Origin of the sequence: Streptomyces sp. NPDC002055 (assembly GCF_040296705.1) — a bacterium.
Classification (GTDB): domain Bacteria; phylum Actinomycetota; class Actinomycetes; order Streptomycetales; family Streptomycetaceae; genus Streptomyces.
Genome location: NZ_JBEOXS010000009.1, coordinates 69,326 through 86,714, shown reverse-complemented (window position 1 = coordinate 86,714; position 17,389 = coordinate 69,326). Strand labels below are relative to the sequence as shown.

The 17,389-nt window shown below is 71.4% G+C and carries 13 protein-coding genes; 6 read left to right on the top strand and 7 right to left on the bottom strand.

Translation table 11 applies throughout. From position 1 onward, the window contains the following. Window positions 1-51: 51 nt before the first annotated feature. Together ABT112_RS07635 and ABT112_RS07630 are read right to left on the bottom strand one after the other, a co-directional pair. A complete protein-coding gene (locus tag ABT112_RS07635) occupies window positions 52-1,005 on the bottom strand; it encodes a pirin family protein (protein ID WP_351506664.1) in 954 nt (317 codons plus the stop codon). A gap of 210 nt (window positions 1,006-1,215) precedes the next feature. Further along, window positions 1,216-1,680, bottom strand: a complete 465-nt coding sequence (locus ABT112_RS07630; protein ID WP_351506662.1) for an SseB family protein — start codon at window positions 1,678-1,680, stop codon at window positions 1,216-1,218. A 133-nt stretch (window positions 1,681-1,813) separates the two neighbouring features. Here ABT112_RS07630 and ABT112_RS07625 point away from each other — a divergent pair, with 133 nt between their 5' ends. The 5 genes from ABT112_RS07625 (at window position 1,814) to ABT112_RS07605 (ending at window position 9,053) form a co-directional block, all read left to right on the top strand. Next, entirely contained in the window at window positions 1,814-3,640 is a 1,827-nt protein-coding gene (locus tag ABT112_RS07625) for an acyl-CoA dehydrogenase (RefSeq protein ID WP_351506660.1), read from the top strand. A gap of 548 nt (window positions 3,641-4,188) precedes the next feature. Then, window positions 4,189-5,484: a M18 family aminopeptidase gene (locus ABT112_RS07620; protein ID WP_351506659.1), complete on the top strand. Its 1,296-nt coding sequence runs from the start codon at window positions 4,189-4,191 to the stop codon at window positions 5,482-5,484. Between the two features lies 1 nt (window position 5,485). After that, on the top strand, window positions 5,486-7,402 hold the full coding sequence (locus ABT112_RS07615) for an AfsR/SARP family transcriptional regulator (protein WP_351506657.1): 1,917 nt from the start codon (window positions 5,486-5,488) through the stop codon (window positions 7,400-7,402). 220 nt (window positions 7,403-7,622) lie between these two features. Further along, on the top strand, window positions 7,623-8,591 hold the full coding sequence (locus ABT112_RS07610) for a DUF4232 domain-containing protein (protein WP_351506655.1): 969 nt from the start codon (window positions 7,623-7,625) through the stop codon (window positions 8,589-8,591). A 231-nt stretch (window positions 8,592-8,822) separates the two neighbouring features. Further along, on the top strand, window positions 8,823-9,053 hold the full coding sequence (locus ABT112_RS07605; protein ID WP_351506653.1) for a hypothetical protein: 231 nt from the start codon (window positions 8,823-8,825) through the stop codon (window positions 9,051-9,053). A 385-nt stretch (window positions 9,054-9,438) separates the two neighbouring features. Here ABT112_RS07605 and ABT112_RS07600 read toward each other — a convergent pair whose 3' ends face one another. Both ABT112_RS07600 and ABT112_RS07595 read right to left on the bottom strand, forming a co-directional pair. Beyond that, a complete protein-coding gene (locus ABT112_RS07600; RefSeq protein WP_351506651.1) occupies window positions 9,439-11,286 on the bottom strand; it encodes an NHL domain-containing thioredoxin family protein in 1,848 nt (615 codons plus the stop codon). Between the two features lie 94 nt (window positions 11,287-11,380). Then, on the bottom strand, window positions 11,381-12,208 hold the full coding sequence (locus ABT112_RS07595; protein ID WP_351506649.1) for a carbon-nitrogen family hydrolase: 828 nt from the start codon (window positions 12,206-12,208) through the stop codon (window positions 11,381-11,383). A gap of 161 nt (window positions 12,209-12,369) precedes the next feature. On the opposite strand from ABT112_RS07595, the gene ABT112_RS07590 reads away from it, so the two are divergent. Then, window positions 12,370-13,194 carry a maleylpyruvate isomerase family mycothiol-dependent enzyme gene (locus tag ABT112_RS07590; protein ID WP_351506648.1) on the top strand — a complete coding sequence of 275 codons (825 nt, stop codon included), beginning with the start codon at window positions 12,370-12,372 and terminating at the stop codon, window positions 13,192-13,194. Window positions 13,195-13,229: 35 nt separating this feature from the next. On the opposite strand, the gene ABT112_RS07585 is transcribed toward ABT112_RS07590, so the two are convergent. From ABT112_RS07585 to ABT112_RS07575, 3 genes are all read right to left on the bottom strand, one after another. After that, window positions 13,230-14,528, bottom strand: coding sequence for an MFS transporter (locus tag ABT112_RS07585; protein WP_351506646.1), 1,299 nt, complete (start codon window positions 14,526-14,528; stop codon window positions 13,230-13,232). Continuing rightward, window positions 14,525-15,184 carry a GntR family transcriptional regulator gene (locus ABT112_RS07580; protein ID WP_351506644.1) on the bottom strand — a complete coding sequence of 220 codons (660 nt, stop codon included), beginning with the start codon at window positions 15,182-15,184 and terminating at the stop codon, window positions 14,525-14,527. Before ABT112_RS07580 ends, ABT112_RS07585 begins: the two co-directional genes overlap by 4 nt. Before the next feature lie 83 nt (window positions 15,185-15,267). Beyond that, window positions 15,268-16,695 carry an HNH endonuclease signature motif containing protein gene (locus tag ABT112_RS07575; protein ID WP_351506642.1) on the bottom strand — a complete coding sequence of 476 codons (1,428 nt, stop codon included), beginning with the start codon at window positions 16,693-16,695 and terminating at the stop codon, window positions 15,268-15,270. Window positions 16,696-17,389 lie beyond the last annotated feature (694 nt).

Sequence of the window (17,389 nt, the reverse complement as noted above, 5' to 3'; positions counted from 1 at the left end):
GCCCAGCGCGCCCGGCCGGGTGACGACCGGGTGATGGAGGGTGACGGCGGGTCAGGCGGCCCCGGCGGGGACGGTGCCGAGGCGGCCGGCCTGGAAGTCCTCGAAGGCCTGGGCCAGTTCCGCGCGGGTGTTCATCACGAACGGCCCGTACTGCATCATCGGCTCCCGGATCGGGGCGCCGCCGAGCAGCACCACCTCGAGGTTCGGGCTGCGCGACTCCTGGGTGGCGTCCGCCCGTACCGTCAGTGTCTCCCCCGGGCCGAGGACCACGGCCTGGCCGGTGCGGAAGGGGCGCCCCTCGGCGCCGGCGGTGCCGCGTCCGGCCAGCCCGTACACCAGGGCGTTGAAGTCGGGGCGCCACGGCAGGGTGAGCTCCGCGCCGGGGCCGACCGACGCATGGATCATGGTGATCGGGGTGTGCGTGACCCCCGGCCCGCGGTGGCCGTCGAGCTCGCCCGCGATCAGCCGCAGCACCGCTCCGCCGTCGGACGAGGCGAGCAGCTTCACGTTGCCGCCCCCGATGTCCTGGTACTTCGGCGGGATCATCTTGTCCTGGCGCGGCAGGTTCACCCACAGCTGGAGGCCGTGGAACAGGCCGCCGCTCACCACCAGCGACTCCGGCGGCGCCTCGATGTGCAGGAGCCCGGATCCGGCGGTCATCCACTGGGTGTCGCCGCCGTTGATGGTCCCGCCGCCGCCGTGCGAGTCCTGGTGCACAAACGTTCCGTCGATGAGATAGGTGACGGTCTCGAAGCCGCGGTGCGGGTGCCAGGGGGTGCCCTTGGGCTCGCCGGGCGCGTACTCCACCTCGCCCATCTGGTCCATCATGATGAACGGGTCGAGGTGCCGGTAGTCGATGCCGGCGAAGGCCCGGCGCACCGGGAAGCCCTCGCCCTCCAGCCCGCTCGGCGCCGTGGCGACGGCCAGCACGGGGCGCGGCGCGGCGTCCGCGGGGGCGGTGACGCGGGGCAGGGTCAGCGGGTTCTCGGGCGTGACAGCAGGCATGGCGGCCTCCTCGGGGCGTGCTCCCAATTTAGTTGAATGGTGAACATCCAGCAAGCGCGGAGCATTCCCGGGGCGCCCGGCACCTCCCGTCCCGGACACGCCGGAGGACCCGCCCGGACACGCCGGAGGGCCCGCCGCGCGGGTGCGGCGGGCCCTCCGGGAACGGGCGGGGCGTACGGGGAGAAGCGGAAGGACAGGCGGGGAGCGCGGTCAGCCGTACATCCGGCGCATCGCGAAGTCGACCATCTGCTCCACGGCCTTCGCGTCGAAGACCATGCGGTGATCACCCTCCATGTCGAGCACGAAGCCGTACCCCGTGGGCAGCAGGTCCAGGACCTCGGCGCCGGTGATGACGAAGTACTTCGACTCCTTGCCGGCGTAGCCGCGCAGCTCCTTGAGCGAGGTGAACATCGGGATCACCGGCTGCTGGGTGTTGTGCAGCGCCAGGAAGCCCGGCCCCTCACCGCGGGGGCAGTAGACCTTGGACGTGGAGAGAATCCCCTGGAAGTCCTCGGCCGACATCGAGCCGGTGGTGAAGGCACGCACCGCGTCGGCGAGCGAGGGCGGCGACGGCTCGGGGTACAGCGGCTGGCCGCCGTACCCTCCGGGCGCCTGCTGCGGCGGTGGCGCGGCGTACTGCTGCCCGGCGCCCGCATTCTGGTCGTAGCCGTACATGGGTCAAAGCGTAACGAGTCACAGTTACGCGGTTGGGGGTTGCTTCTTATTACCGGCCGGTAGCATCATGGCGGCAACGTAGTTGATATGCGCACGAGGATCCCGCCTCCCGAGCCTTAACGGAGCCGTCGCCATGGGGCACTACAAGTCGAATCTCCGCGACATCGAGTTCAACCTCTTCGAGGTCCTCGGCCGCGACACGGTGTACGGCACCGGCCCGTTCGCGGAGATGGACGTCGAGACCGCCAAGAGCGTGCTGTCCGAGATAGCCCGTCTCTCGGAGAACGAGCTGGCCGCGTCCTACGCCGACGCGGACCGGAACCCCCCGGTGTTCGACCCGGAGACCAACACCGCGCCCGTCCCGGCCGGCTTCAAGAAGAGCTACCAGGCCTACATGGACGCCGAGTGGTGGCGTCTGGGCATCCCGGAGGAGCTGGGCGGCACCTGCACCCCGCGCTCGCTCCTCTGGGGCTTCGCCGAGACCATCCTCGGCTCCAACCCGGCCGTGTGGATGTACGCCTCCGGCCCGGCCTTCGCGGGCGTCCTCTACGACGAGGGCACCGAGCAGCAGAAGCACATCGCGAAGATCGCCGTGGAAAAGGGCTGGGGCTCCACCATGGTCCTCACCGAGCCGGACGCCGGCTCGGACGTGGGCGCCGGCCGCACCAAGGCGGTCAAGCAGGAGGACGGCTCCTGGCACATCGAGGGCGTGAAGCGTTTCATCACGTCCGGTGAGCACGACATGTCGGAGAACATCCTCCACTACGTGCTCGCCCGCCCCGAGGGCGCCGGCCCCGGCACCAAGGGCCTCTCCCTCTTCCTCGTGCCGAAGTACGAGTTCGACTTCGAGACCGGCGAGCTGGGCGAGCGCAACGGCGTCTACGCCACCAACGTCGAGCACAAGATGGGCCTCAAGGCCTCCAACACCTGCGAGATGACCTTCGGCGACCGCCACCCGGCCAAGGGCTGGCTCATCGGCGAGAAGCACGACGGCATCCGCCAGATGTTCATGATCATCGAGTTCGCGCGGATGATGGTCGGCACGAAGGCGATCGCCACCCTCTCCACCGGCTACCTGAACGCCCTGGAGTACGCCAAGGAGCGCGTGCAGGGCCCGGACCTGGCCGCCTTCACCGACAAGACCGCCCCGCGCGTCACCATCACCCACCACCCCGACGTGCGCCGCGCCCTCATGACGCAGAAGGCCTACGCCGAGGGCATGCGCGCCCTGGTGCTCTACACCGCGACCGTCCAGGACGAGATCCTCGTCAAGGAGGCCGCGGGCGAGGACGCCTCCGCGCTGAGCCGCCTGAACGACCTGCTCCTGCCGATCGTGAAGGGGTACGGCTCGGAGAAGTCCTACGAGCAGCTCGCCCAGTCCCTGCAGACCTTCGGTGGCTCCGGCTACCTGCAGGAGTACCCGATCGAGCAGTACATCCGGGACGCCAAGATCGACACCCTCTACGAGGGCACCACCGCCATCCAGGGCCAGGACTACTTCTTCCGGAAGATCGTCCGGGACCAGGGCCAGGCGATGACCGCCCTCTCCGAGGAGATCAAGAAGTTCCTCGCCGAGGCCGTCGGCGGCGAGGGCCTGGCCGAGGCCCGCGAGGAGCTGGCCAAGGCCGCGGTCGACCTCGAGGCCATCGTCGGCGCCATGCTGACCGACCTCGCCGGCACCGAGAAGGACGTCAAGTCCATCTACAAGGTCGGTCTCAACACCACCCGCCTGCTGATGGCCTCCGGTGACGTCGTCATCGGCTACCTGCTGCTCCGCGGCGCGGCGGTGGCGGCCGACAAGCTGCCCTCGGCGTCCGCCAAGGACAAGGCCTTCTACGAGGGCAAGATCGCGGCGGCGAAGTTCTTCGCGCACAACGTCCTGCCGGGCGTCGCCGTGCAGCGCAACCTCGCCGAGACCGTCGACAACTCCCTGATGGAGCTGGACGAGTCGGCCTTCTGAGCCGGGTGATCCACTGACGGCGAAGCCGTGACGGGGCCCCTGTCCGCTTGATGCGGACGGGGGCTTCGTCGTGGGTGGCGGGGCCTGCCCGTGCAGAGCCGGCCCCGTCCCGTCTCCTGTCCGATCCAACGGGACTGCCCGGCTGTCCTGCCCGACCCGACAGGACTGCCCGGCCCGCCTGGTCCGATCCAACTGGACAGCCCGGCTACTCCTGCCCGACCCGACAGGACCGCCCGGCTCGCCTGGTCCGATCCAACTGGACAGCCCGGCTACTCCTGCCCGACCCGACAGGACCGCCCGGCCCGCTTGGTCCGATCCAACTGGACAGCCCGGCTACTCCTGCCCGACCCGACAGGACAGCCCGGCTCGGCCGTCCGATCCAACTGGACAGCCCGATCTCACCGCGCCACCGCCCGCGGTCAGCCCGCCCACCGTGCGCCTTACGGCCGCCGGCCCGCGCCCCGGCGCCGCCCCGCGAGGACCGCGGAACGCGTCACACCCTCTCCAGCTCCGGGATAGGCATGCGGCCTGCTCTCTATGCTGTTTGCATGAGCGCGCACGCCCGCTTCGACCGCGGCCACACCGACGACCTGATCACGTTTCTCGCCGAGAGCCCCTCCCCGTACCACGCGGTGGCGAGCGCGGCCGCACGGCTGGAGAAGGCCGGGTTCCGTCAGGTCGAGGAGACCGCGGCCTGGAACGGCAGCACCGGCGGCAAGTACGTCCTGCGCGGCGGGGCGATCGTGGCCTGGTACGTCCCGGAGAACGCGCGCCCGGAGACCCCGTTCCGGATCGTGGGCGCCCACACCGACTCGCCCAACCTCAGGGTCAAGCCCATCCCGGACACCGGCTCGCACGGCTGGCGGCAGATCGCCGTCGAGATCTACGGCGGCACCCTCCTCAACACCTGGCTCGACCGCGACCTCGGCCTGTCCGGTCGGCTCACCCTGCGCGACGGCAGCCACCGCCTCGTCGCCGTCGACCGGCCGCTGCTGCGGGTCCCCCAACTCGCCGTCCACCTCGACCGGTCGGTCAACAGCGAGGGCCTCAAGCTCGACAAACAGCGCCACATGACGCCGATCTGGGGTCTGGGCGACTCGCGCGAAGGCGATCTGATCCGCTTCGTCGCCGGCGAGGCGGACGTCCCCGCCGACGACGTCACCGGCTGGGACCTGATGGTCCACAGCGTCGAGCCCCCCGCCTACCTCGGCCGGGACCGGGAACTCCTCGCCGGGCCGCGGATGGACAACCTCCTGTCCGTGCACGCGGCCACCGCCGCCCTGGCCGCCGTCGCCACGTCCGGCCAGGAACTGACCCACATCCCCGTCCTCGCCGCCTTCGACCACGAGGAGAACGGCAGCCAGTCCGACACCGGCGCCGACGGCCCGCTCCTCGGGAACGTCCTCGAACGGTCCGTCTTCGCCCGCGGGGGCAGCTACGAGGACCGGGCCCGCGCCTTCGCAGGAACGATCTGTCTCTCCTCCGACACCGGGCACGCCGTCCACCCCAACTACGCCGAGCGGCACGAGCCCGGCCACCACCCGATGCCCGGCGGCGGCCCGATCCTCAAGGTCAACGTCAACCAGCGCTACGCCACCGACGGCAGCGGCCGGGCCGTGTTCGTCGACGCCTGCGACCGGGCAGGAGTGCCGTGGCAGTCCTTCGTCTCCAACAACTCGATGCCGTGCGGCACCACGATCGGACCCATCACGGCGGCACGGCACGGCATCGCGACCGTCGACATCGGCGTCGCGATCCTGTCCATGCACTCGGCCCGTGAACTCTGCGGCGCCGAGGACCCCTACCTCCTCGCCAACGCCCTGTCGGCATTCCTGGGGGACTGAGTTGGAATTCTCGCTGCTCGGGCCGGTCACCGTCACGGGTGGATCCGGTGAGCTGCCGCTCGGACCCGCCAAGCGGCGCAGTGTGCTGGCGATGATGCTGCTCCAGCCCAACGTCATCGTCTCCCTCGAGCAGCTGATCACCTGCCTCTGGGAGGACGAGCCGCCGGCCCACGCCCGCACGGTCGTCCAGGGACACGTGTCGCGGCTGCGGGCCGTTCTGGCGGAGGGCGGCGCGGAGCTGCACGGCATCGAACTGGCGACGCACGGTTCGGCGTACCTGCTGCGGCTTCCCGAAGAGCTGCTGGACGCCCACCGTTTCAGCGAACTGCTGGACCTCGCCCGGCCCGAGAAGGCCCCCGGCGACGCGGTGGGGCTGCTGCGCGAGGCGCTGAGCCTGTGGCGCGGGCCGGCGCTCACCGGCACCGTGCCGAGCCCGCCGTTCGCCGCCGCGTCGCACGCCCTGGAGGAACGGCGGCTGGCGGCCGTCGAAGCTCTGGCCACCGCGCACGGGGCACTCGGCGAACACGAGCAGGCCGCCGTCGTGCTGTACGCCGAGGCCGCCGCCAACCCGCTGCGCGAAGGGCTCGTTGCCGACCTGATGCGGGCGCTGTACCGGTCGGGCCGCCAGTCGGACGCCATCAGCTGGTTCCACCGGACCCGGCAGCTCCTCGGCGAGGAGCTGGGTGTCGACCCCGGGGAGCGGCTCACCCGCGCCTACGAGGACATCCTGCACGCCGAGGCCACCGCCCCCGCGGCCCACCACCCCTCGCAGCGGCAGACGGCGACCGGACCAGGAGCATCCGGAACCGCAGATTCCGGATATACCGAGTACACCGCACCCTCCCTGCTGCCCCGGCCGCCGGCCCGTTTCCTCGGACGGGAGATCCAACTGCGGGAACTGTCCGACTGGTTCACCGCCACCGCGCAGGGAGAGAGCCCGGTCGCCGTCGTCACCGGGCCCGCCGGGGCGGGCAAGACCGCCTGCGCCGTGCAGTGGGCCCACCAGCACGCCGGCGCCTTCCCCGACGGACAGCTCTTCGCCGACCTCGGCGGCTTCGGCGAGGGCGAGGAGGCCCACCCCGCCGCGGTCCTGCGGGAGTTCCTCATCGGACTCGGCACTCCGCCCGACCGGGTCCCCCCGTCGGTGGAGGCGGCGTCCGCGCTCTACCGCACCATCGCGGCGCGCCGCAGGCTCCTGGTCGTCCTCGACAACGCCCGCAGCTCGGCGCAGGTACGGCCGCTGCTGCCGGGCGGTCCGTTCTGCGCGACCCTGGTGACGAGCCGGAGCCGGCTCGACGGACTGGTCGCCACCGACTGCGCACGGCCCGTCCCGGTGCCGGCGTTCGGGGCGGACGAGGGGGTGGCGCTCCTCGGCGCCATGCTCGGCGCGGAACGGGTGGCCGACGACCCGCAGGCCGCCCGGGAGCTGGTGGGCCTGTGCGACGGCCTGCCCCTCGCGCTGCGCGCTGCCGCCGCACAACTGACGGCCCGCCCGCGCTGGCGGCTGGCCCGGCTGGCCGCCGCGCTCCGCGACGAACGGCGCCGGCTGCCCCTGCTGTCCGCGGAGGACGCCGGGGTCGCCGCGGCGCTGAGGAATTCGGTGGCGCGGCTCTCGGCGGACGACGCCCGGCTGCTCAGCACCCTCGCCATGGGCTCCGGCCGCCAGGTCGACGCCTCGGCCGCGGCCGTCCTCGCCGGTTCGGACCCCGACCGCACGCGGGACGGCCTGGACCGGCTCGCCGAGATGCATCTGGTGGACGAAGAGGCCACGGACCGCTACGTCATCAGCGCGCTGGTGCAACTGTTCGCCCGCGAGGCGGAAGGCGGTGCGCGACCGGACGGGGGTGTGCCGGACCGTCCGGCGCGGCCGGACACCGGCCGCCCGGGGGCGGCACCGCCCGGGGGCGCGGAGCGGTAGGGGCGTGGAGCAGTGGGGGCGTGGAGCGGTAGGGGTGCGGAGCAGCGGGGGCGTGGAGCAGCACGGCAGAGGGTCCGGCGAGGGGGACGGGCGAGGCCGGGAACCGGCCCGGGCCGCGGGGGCCCGGGCGGAGCGTTAGGCGGAAGTTAGCGGCACGGCAACGCCCCACGGCAGGGTTCCCCCTGTACTCGTCAGCCGCCCATCCCCACGGGAGACCGACATGCCGTCCGCCGCCCCCCGCCAGTCCCGTTCGCTGCGTCTCGCCGCGGCCTGCCTGACCGCCGTGGCCGCCCTCGCACTGACCGCGTGCAACAACGGTTCGAGCGCCGGGGTGCGGATCTCCGACGACGCCACGAACAGCCTGGAAACGACCGGTTCCCCCGAGGCGAGCCCGTCGGGGCCGCCGGCTCCGACGGCCTCCGGACGGGCCGGCGCGGGCCGGGGCGACGCCGACGCGGGGCCGGATGACGAACGGCGCCGCGCAGGCGGAGGGGGCGGGGCTTCCGGTCGCCGGGCAGAGAGCGACGCACGGCGCGACACCGGGCGGACGCAGCCGGGCGAGGGGGCGGAGCCGGGGTCCGGGCGGCTGGGCAACGCCGGACCCGGCTCCGGCGGCGAGGCCGGGACCGGTGAACGACGGGCCGGCGGCGGACAGGAGCCCGGCAAGACGGGTGGGGCCGGCGAGCAGCAGGAGGGCAGCCTGGGCGGCGCCTTCGCCCGGGGTGACGCCGGCGGGCGGACGGGTCCGGTCTGTACCACCGCGAACACGGTCCTGCGGATCAAAGCCATCGAACGTCCCGTCAGGGACCTGGTCCTGATGGCCACCAATACCTCGCGGACCGCCTGCGACGCCGCCTCCGGCCCCCGAGTGGCCCTGGGCACCGGCCGGTCCGCCCTCGACCGGGCGGAGAACAGCAGGTCGCAGTCGGTCACCACGATCCCGCCCGGCGGCACCGTCTACGCCGGCATCCGTCTCTCCGGCACGGGCACGGGCACGGGCGCGGACTCCGGGAAGGGGTCGGGCCGCTACGTCATATCCGAACTCCGCGTCGACTTCACCGGGACGGACGGGAAGCGTGGCGCAGGCCGTCCGGTGATCCTCAGGGCCCCGGGCGGCCCCGCCCACGCCGACGCCCGTGCCCGGGTGACGTACTGGCTGGACAGCATGGCCGACGCTCTCACCTGGTGACGCACCGGACAAGCTGAGACGGCGGACCGGGAGCGGCCCGGTCCCGGAGGAGACGCGGCCGGCCGGATTCCCGTCCGATTCCCGTACGACCGGCTCCGCTGGGGGCCCATGAGGCCTCCACCGCATGGCCGTTCCGGACCCGGGTACCCGAAAAGGGTCCAGTCCGTCACAGGTCCGGCAGCAGCCGGCCCCGGTCACGGAACAGCCATACGAACAACGAAGGCGGACACCATGGGTATCGGCGGGTGCATCGGTCTGATCGCGGTAGGGGCGATCCTCACGTTCGCGACCGACTGGCACATGGCCGGGGTCAACGTCGACCTGGCCGGCCTGATCATGATGGCGGTCGGATTCATCGGCCTCGCGGCGTACGTGAGCATCCTCAAGCGCCGGCGGGTCCAGCCTCCGGTAGCGGGCACCCCGGTGGTCGAAGTCGAGGACGAACACCGCTACTACCGCTGAGCGTTCCCGCGGCGGTCACCGGCACTGTCCGCATCGGCGGGACACCCGCCGTCGGTCCCTGCGGGAGCTGTCCCGTCGACCGGGACACCATCGGTGAACGGCTGCCCGAGGGCACCCGTTCACCGGGACAACGTCAGCAGTGGCCACCTCCGGACAGCTGTCCCGTTCACCAGGACACCGCTGCTGACACACGACTGCGCAGCGCCAAGGACGGACCAGGGCGCAGAGACACGACCGCCGCGCCACTGACGTCCGGTGAGCTCTCCGCCTCCCACCGACCCATGGTGATGGACGGCCGCTGGTGCACATCGCCGTGCACGCGGATCTCACTTCCCACCCGACACCGTGCGGCCCCGGCCCCGATGTCACGGCCCGGAGCCCGGCGTCATCCCTCGTCCAGTCCGGCGAGCAGCAGCGGAAGCCGGTCCGCACCGTCCGCGGTCACCCGGACGGGGACGCCCCAGTCCTGCTGGTGCACATGACAGGCCGGGTACTCGTTCGCCGGGTCGTCGTCGCAGGACGCCGCCATCGCCGAGACGTGCAGCACACCGTCCGTGACACCCTCGGCCAGGACGAGGTCCCGGCCGAGGTCCGTCCCCGTACCGGCGCCGTCCAGCAGCAGTTCCGGCGGCGAGGAGCTGACGATCAGGCGGGTCGACGGGCCGTACCGCTCATCGAGCTTCTGGCCGGCCGGGGCCCGGAAGACCACGTCGAGCCGCAGCGTCCCCGGGGCGATATCGGTCGCCGTCCGCTGCGTCCGGTGCGCGACCGATTCGACCCGCACGGCCTCCTCGGGCAGCCGCAGCCGGGTCAGCCGGTGGCGGGCGGACTCCACGACCACGATGTCGCCGTCCACCAGCACGGCTCCGGACGGCTCCCGCAGATCGGTGGCGAGGGTGCTCACCTCGTCGGTGTCCGGGTCGTAGCGGCGCAGCGCGTGGTTGTAGGTGTCGCTGACGGCGACCGAGCCGTCGGGCAGCGCGGTCACGCCCAGCGGGTGCTGGAGCAGGGCCTGTCCGGCGGGACCGTCCCGGTGCCCGAAGTCGAAGAGACCGGTGCCGACGGCCGTGCGGATCGCGAAGCCCTCGCCGTCACGCTCCACCCAGCGCACGGCGCTCGTCTCGGAGTCGGCGATCCACAACCGGTCCTCGGTCGCCGCGAGCCCGGACGGCTGGGCGAACCAGGCGTCGGCCGCGGGCCCGTCGACCAAGCCCTCGTTGGTCGTGCCGGCGGCGGCCTCGACGGTGCCGGCCGACGGGTCGTACGTCCACAGCTGGTGCACACCCGCCATGGCGATCCACAGCCGGTCCGCCCACCAGGCCACGTCCCAGGGAGAGGAGAGGTTCACCTCGCGGGCGGGTCCGGACGTGGGCGAGCCCTGCCACCACTGGCGGCCGGTGCCGGCGAGGGTGCCGACCTCGCCGGTGGCGGGGTCGAAGCTGCGCAACGCGTGGTTGACGGTGTCGGCGACGACCACCGTGCCGTCGGGCAGCAGGGCCAGGCCCTGCGGTTCGCTGAACCGGGCCCGGTCCGGCCCGCCGTCGGTGAACCCGCGCTCACCGGTTCCGATGCGCCGGAGCACCGTCTCGCCGTCCTCGGCCAGCTCCACCAGGGCGTGCCGCGTCGTGTCCGAGACGAGAAAGGTGCCTGCCCCTGAGGTTCCCGCCCCGGAGATCCCCGCCGGCAGGAAGAGAGCCTTGCCGGGGAAGCGCAGCTCGGTCGCGACGGGCTCGGGCGCGACATACGGGCCGTCGCCGCGGCGCAGCGTGCCCTTGGCGGTGTGCGTGGCCTCCAACTCCTCGACGAGCTTCTCCAGGGCGTGGGCGTGACCCTCGCCGGCGTGCTGGGCGACGACGTAGCCCTCGGGGTCGATGACGACCAGCGTGGGCCACGCGCGCACCGCGTACTGCTTCCAGGTGGCCAGGTCTGGATCGTCGAGCACGGGGTGGTGGACCTCGTACCGCTCGACGGCGTCCACGACCGCCTGGTGCTCGGCCTCGTGCACGAACTTGGGCGAGTGCACCCCGATGATCACGACGGTGTCGCGGTGCTTCTCCTCCAGTTCGCGGAGCTCGTCGAGAACATGCAGGCAATTGACACAGCAGAACGTCCAGAAGTCCAGAATGACCACTCGTCCTCGCAGGTCAGCGAGGGTGAGGTCGTTGCCGCCGGTGTTGAGCCAGCCGCCCTTCCCGATCAGCTCGGGAGCGCGGACGCGTGCACGTGGAGCCATGTCCTCAGCCAACCACATGCCGGACGTGGACATTCCTGCGGTTCATCCGGGCAGGGCGGGTGGTGTGGGTCCGCGACGGGCGGGCAGGGTGCGCCTACGGGCGGCGGTCCGGGTCGGGCAGGCCCAGCATCCGGTCACGCTGCGCCGGGAAGTCCTCCCTGGTCCGGGCCACGCGCTTCGGGTCCAGCTGCACCGTGAGCACCTCCTCACCCGTCCCTCCTTCGGCGAGGACCTCGCCCCACGGGTCGACGACCAGGCTGTGCCCCGCCTGCTCCACCCCGGAGTGGGTGCCCGCCGAGCAGCAGGCCAGGACGTAGGCCTGGTTCTCGACGGCGCGGGCACGGGACAGCAGGGTCCAGTGCTCGCGGCGCCGGGCAGGCCACCCCGCGGGGATGACGAGCAGCTCGGCACCGGCCATGGTCAGCCGCCGGAACAGCTCCGGGAAGCGGAGGTCGTAGCAGGTGGCCAGGCCGATGACGGTGTCCGGGACGCCGACGGTGACGATCTCGTCGCCGGCCCCCATCATCACGGCCTCGCCCTTGTCGAAGCCGAACCGGTGGATCTTGCGGTAGGAGCGGTGGAACGCGCCGTCGGGACCGAAGACAAGAGAGGTGTTGTAAAGGGTGCCGTCGGGCGCCTTCTCGACGATCGAGCCCGCATGCAGCCAGACCCGGGCGTCGGCGGCGGCAGCGGCCATCGCCTCGGAGGTGGGGCCGAGCGCGGACTCCGCACCGTCCGTCGTGGGAACCGGTTCGGCGTGGTCGGTGAAGCTCTCGTAGGCGAAAGCACCCACGTGCCACAGCTCGGGAAGAACCACGAGATCGGCGTCGGACTGGGCACGGACGAGAGCGGCCACTCGCTCACGGCGGGATTCGACCGACTCCTGCTGATTCACATCGATCTGGAGCAACGAGGCGCGCACACTATCACCAGTCTCATGGTTCGAGCGTTCGAATCGAGGCGGTCAACAGGCCCTACGATCAGTCGTGAAAGCACTGCCGGGGTGCCCGTGCGCAGCGTAACTTAACGGGCAGAGCCGAGGCTCGAGCACCCAGCCCACGTACCAACCGCCCGAGGGGTCACGTGACCGTCCACCCAAGCCTCCAGACCTACGTCGACGCCTGGACCCACTCCATCGAGGCAATATCCGAGCTGGTGACACCGCTCGTCGAGGGTGAGTGGAACCGCGCCACCGCCTGCCCGGGCTGGTCCGTGCGCGACGTGGTCTCCCATGTCATCGGGGTCGAGTGCGAGATGCTCGGCGACCCCCGCCCGATCCATACCCTGCCTCGCGACCTGTACCACGTGACGAACGAACTCACCCGGTACATGGAGGTCCCGGTCGACGTCCGACGGTGCCACACGGCGCCGGAGATGACGGCGGAACTCGAATACACGATCATCCGCCGCTCCCGGCAGCTGCGGAACGAGACCCGGGACCCGGACACCAGGATCCGCGGCCCCCTCGGCAGTGAGACGACGCTGGAGCACGCCCTGCGGCTGCGAGCCTTCGACGTCTGGGTCCACGAGCAGGACCTGCGACGGGCCGTGGGCAGGCCGGGCAACCTCGACTCGCCGGCCGCGCTGGTCGCCCGCGACCTTCTGCTGGAGGCACTGCCGAAGGTCGTCGCCAAGGACGGGGACGCGCCGCCGAATTCGGCAGTCGTCTTCGATGTGAGCGGGGAACTGGAGTTCATCCGTACGGTCCGGGTGGATGCCGAGGGGCGGGGCTCCATCACCGGCAGCCCGTCGTTGGGCCCCACGGCGACGCTCTCGCTGGGCTGGGAAGCCTATGTGCTGCTGGCCTGCGGGCGGGTCAAGGCGGACGCCGTGGCGGAGTCGGTGAAGATCGAAGGCGAGCAGGAACTCGCCCGGACGATTCTGCGGCGGTTCGCCATCACGGTGTAGCGGCGCGGGGTCGTGTCACGGGCGCTGCCCGAAGGCTAGGCAGGGACGTGGACCGTCTCCACCCGACTGGCCACGACCCGTTCACGCTCCAGCCGGTCCGCGCGGCGCCGCAGTCGCAGGATCTGCGAGAGCCCCAGCGCCTCCAGGACGAAGACGGAGGCGAAGGCGACCCGGAAGTTGCCCCCGGTGGCGTCGAGCAGGACACCGATGGCCAGCAGCGTCACCGTCGAGGCCGTGAAGCCGCCCATGTTGACGATGCCCGATGCCGTCCCCATCCGCTCGGGCGGATTGGCGGGACGGGCGAAGTCGAAGCCGATCATCGAGGCGGGACCGCAGGAGCCCAGCACCAGGCAGAGCGCGGTGAGCAACCACACCGGTGCCTGTCCGCCCGGCCAGCCCAGGGCAAGCCCCCAGACGAGCGCGGTCGTGGCGACCGTGCCGAGCGCCAACGGCATCCGGGCACGGTGATGACGGGCGATGACCTGTCCGTAGACCAGCCCGACGGCCATGTTCGAGAGCACGACGAGGGTGAGCAGTTCCCCCGCGACGCCCCGGGAGAGCCCTTGAGCCTCGACCAGGAACGGCATCCCCCAGAGAAGCATGAAGACCATCGCGGGGAACTGGGTGGTGAAGTGCACCCACATACCGAGCCTCGTACCGGGCTCACGCCAGGCAGCGGCGATCTGCTTCCGTACGAAACCGCCGCCGGCATGCGGGACGGTCCCGGGCTCGAAGCCTTCGGGATGGTCCTTGAGGAACAGCAGGATCAGCACCAGGACGAGAACGCCGCCGAGCGCGCTGCTCGCGAACGTCGTTGTCCAGCCCACGCTGTGCAGGAGCCGGGCGAGCACCATGGTGGAGACCAGGTTGCCCGCCATGCCGAACAGCGCGGCGATCTGTGCGATGAGCGGCCCCCGCCGGGCGGGGAACCAGCGTGCGCCGAGTCGCAGCACGCTGATGAACGTCATGGCGTCCCCGCAGCCGAGAAGAGCACGCGAGAAGAGGGCGGCGCCGTACGAATGGGAGAACGCGAAGCCGAGCTGGCCGACGGTGAAGAGGACGACACCGAGGGACAGCACCTTCTTCGTGCCGAGCCGGTCGACCATCAGCCCGACGGGTATCTGCATCCCGGCGTAGACCAGGAGCTGGAGGATGGAGAACGTCGACAGCGCCGATGCATTGATGTGGAACCGGTCGGCGGCGTCGATGCCGGCGATACCCAGACTGGTCCGGTAGGTGATGGCCACGAAGTAGACCGCGACACCGAGCCCCCAGATGGCGACAGCGCGTCGCCCTCCGGGCGGGTCGCCCGGAAGCCGTAGCTCGCCGCTCACCGCTCGTCTCCGCGGACCAGGTTCTTCACCCAGCTGACGTGCTGGTGGACGGCGGCGGCAGCAGCTTCCGCGTCACCGTTGCGCAGGGCTCGAAGGATCTCCGCGTGCTCAGTGATGTTCTTGGCGATCCGGTCCGGGTGAGCGTGCATCACAGCGACGCCCATCCGTAGCTGACGGTCACGCAGCTGGTCGTAGAGCCGTTCGAGAATCTGATTCCCGGCGTTGCGAACGATCTCGGCGTGGAAGCACCGGTCACTGGCGGCCACCGCGGCCAGGTCGCCTTCCGCGGCGAACCGACGCTGCTCCTCCAGCAGTTCCTCCAGCCGCTGGATCAGCCTCGGTCCCGCGGGAACGGCCTTGCGCACTGCGTGCTCCTCGACGAGCAGGCGTGTTTCGACGACATCCCCGATCTCCTGAGCGGAGACCGGAAGCACCAGCGCACCCTTCTTCGGGTAGAGCTTGATGAGCCCTTCGACCTCGAGGCGGAGCAGCGCCTCGCGCACAGGCGTCCGGGAGACGCCGACGGCATCGGCGAGGTCCCCCTCGGTGAGCAACGTGCCGCCCTCGTAGCGGCGGTCGAGGACTGCCTGCTTGACGTGGCTGTACACCCGCTCGGCAGCGGGAGGTTGCTTGGTGGGGGCAGCAGCGGAAGGCATGCGCACAGCATAGATACAACAGGTATGCGTCGGCCTGCACCGTCCGCGATACGGACACTGCTCGCAGAGACTCGTGAGCGGCCTCACGCCACTGCGGTGAAGTCACCCGGTTCATTGAGGTAGACGTGCCCGGTGGGTGCGGTCCAGGTCGTCCGCCCAGTGGCAGGGTCACGCGTGACCGACCAGCCGGCGTGGTGCTTCAGCATGTGATGCCGACGGCACAGAGCGACGAGGTTGTCCGGCGTCGTCGGTCCACCGGACGCGGAGTCGCGGTGATCGAACGGCACGACGTGATCGAGGTCGCAGCGGTGCGCCGGCATCCGGCAACTCGGAAAGGCACAGCGCCGGTCCCGGATGGTGACATGGCGCGTGACGTCAGCCGTGGGACGGTAGGTGGTGGGATCGACCTTGAGCAGTATCCCGGTCCCGGGATCTGTGATCAGGCGTCGCCAGACCGAGCCCGGGTCCGCGGCGAGCGCCCGCGCCTGGGCAGCGGTGACCGCGCCGTACCCTTCGAGTTCCGCGGGCTCCTCGGAGACACCGATCAGCGTGTCTAAGGAAACCGTCACCTGGACAGTTGGGGCCGAGCGCCCGCCTGCACTGTTCGGCCGGAGGGTCGCCCTGTCCGCACGGAGTTCCGTACCGCTGAACGGGACGTCTCCGTGCAGAACCAGGTCGACCAGGGCGTCCACCCGCCGCTGCTCCAGGGTTCGCCCGGCATCCGCTCCCGGCCGGCCTTCCGCGCCACGCGCGCCCTTCGCGCCGAGCCGGTGTTCCTCGGCGCCCTGCAGGGAACGGGCGTGGGTGTCGACGGCGGCATCCAACTGCGCTGCCTGTTCTGCGGGAAGGTAGACGGACCACCAGGCCATACCGTCCTGGTCCATCCGGTGGGAGACCCTCCGCTCGGCCCGCGCCGACCGGTGACGGCGGTCCGCACCCTCCGGGTCGGCCTTCAGTACCGCGCGGTGCAGCGCCTTACGGGTTGCCGACACGGCCTGCTCGGGCATTCTGCGTACCACCAGCGTCTCGACCCGCGCCGCGGTCGCGCGCGGCAGATTACGCGTCACGTCGACGACGGCATGCGCCTGCATGTAGTGGATCCGCCCCGCTTGGAGCAGGTCCAGAGTGGCGCGGAAGGTGCGGGTCAGATGCCGGGCGGTGGCCAGGCGGGTAGCAGCTGTGCGATTCGAGATCCGTAACGCACAGGCGACCTGTTCACAGGTGAAGTCCCACACCTTCTCCCCGGGGCTGTCACCCTCAGGGGCGGGGTCGACCCGGTCGGCGTCCAGCGCACCCAGCACCCGTACCTGCAGAGCCTGAATCCACTCGGCGTGGCGCTCCAGAGCCCGCAGCGCGTCGATCCGGCCCGCCGCGGAGAGCTGGGCCGGGTCCAGTTCTCCGATCAGCAGGGCGGTCTCCGGACCCGGCGCACATGTCGCAAGGCAGGCGGCCCGTTCATCCGGCGCCCCCGGAACTGCGGATCCAGACCCCGCGCTCCCGCCCTCCCCCACACCGGCACCCGCGGTCGCGGTCGCGGTCGCGGTCGCCGGGGGAGCGTCTACCGTCCCCCGATCGGCTCCCGCAGAAGAGGCCTGCCCCGCGGCCTCTGCCGCTCCATCCGCGCAGCACATTCCATCCATGGCGTCTCCCCCCATCCCCGATGAACCTCTCGCCCGTACGGAGGTCCACGAGTCATCCTCAATCACAGAGAGTGACGAATCCAGGCTCCGTAGGGTGAATCACTCCATCAGGTGGCACGGAAGGCTTCCGGGAACGGCGCCGGGACGAGCCACGTTCCCCCTGGACAGGACGCACTGGAGCGCGTCCCGTCCGTCCGGACAGGGCAGCACAGCGCGGTGGCCCGCCTGCTGACGCAGACGGGCCACCGTCACAGAGTGCAATCTCCAGCTATCGACCACCGGGGGCACCGATGCACCACCCACCAGCCGACGAAGTCCGAGGCGACCGGCGATCGACACGCAGCTGCCAACCACCGCCGACCATCGAGTCGTACTGCCCAGCGCCCGGCTCCGGACATCTGTCGGGCAGGCTCGGCGGGCAGCTCCTGGCCACGGCTCCGGTCAGTGCCGGTGCCGGACCGCGGCCCGCCCTCGGTCATGTCAGCCGTCCGCGCTCCAGAGCGCCCGGCCAATTGCCAAGGGCCGACCGGCGGACCGGCACCGGCGGACCGCCGGAGCCGCAAGA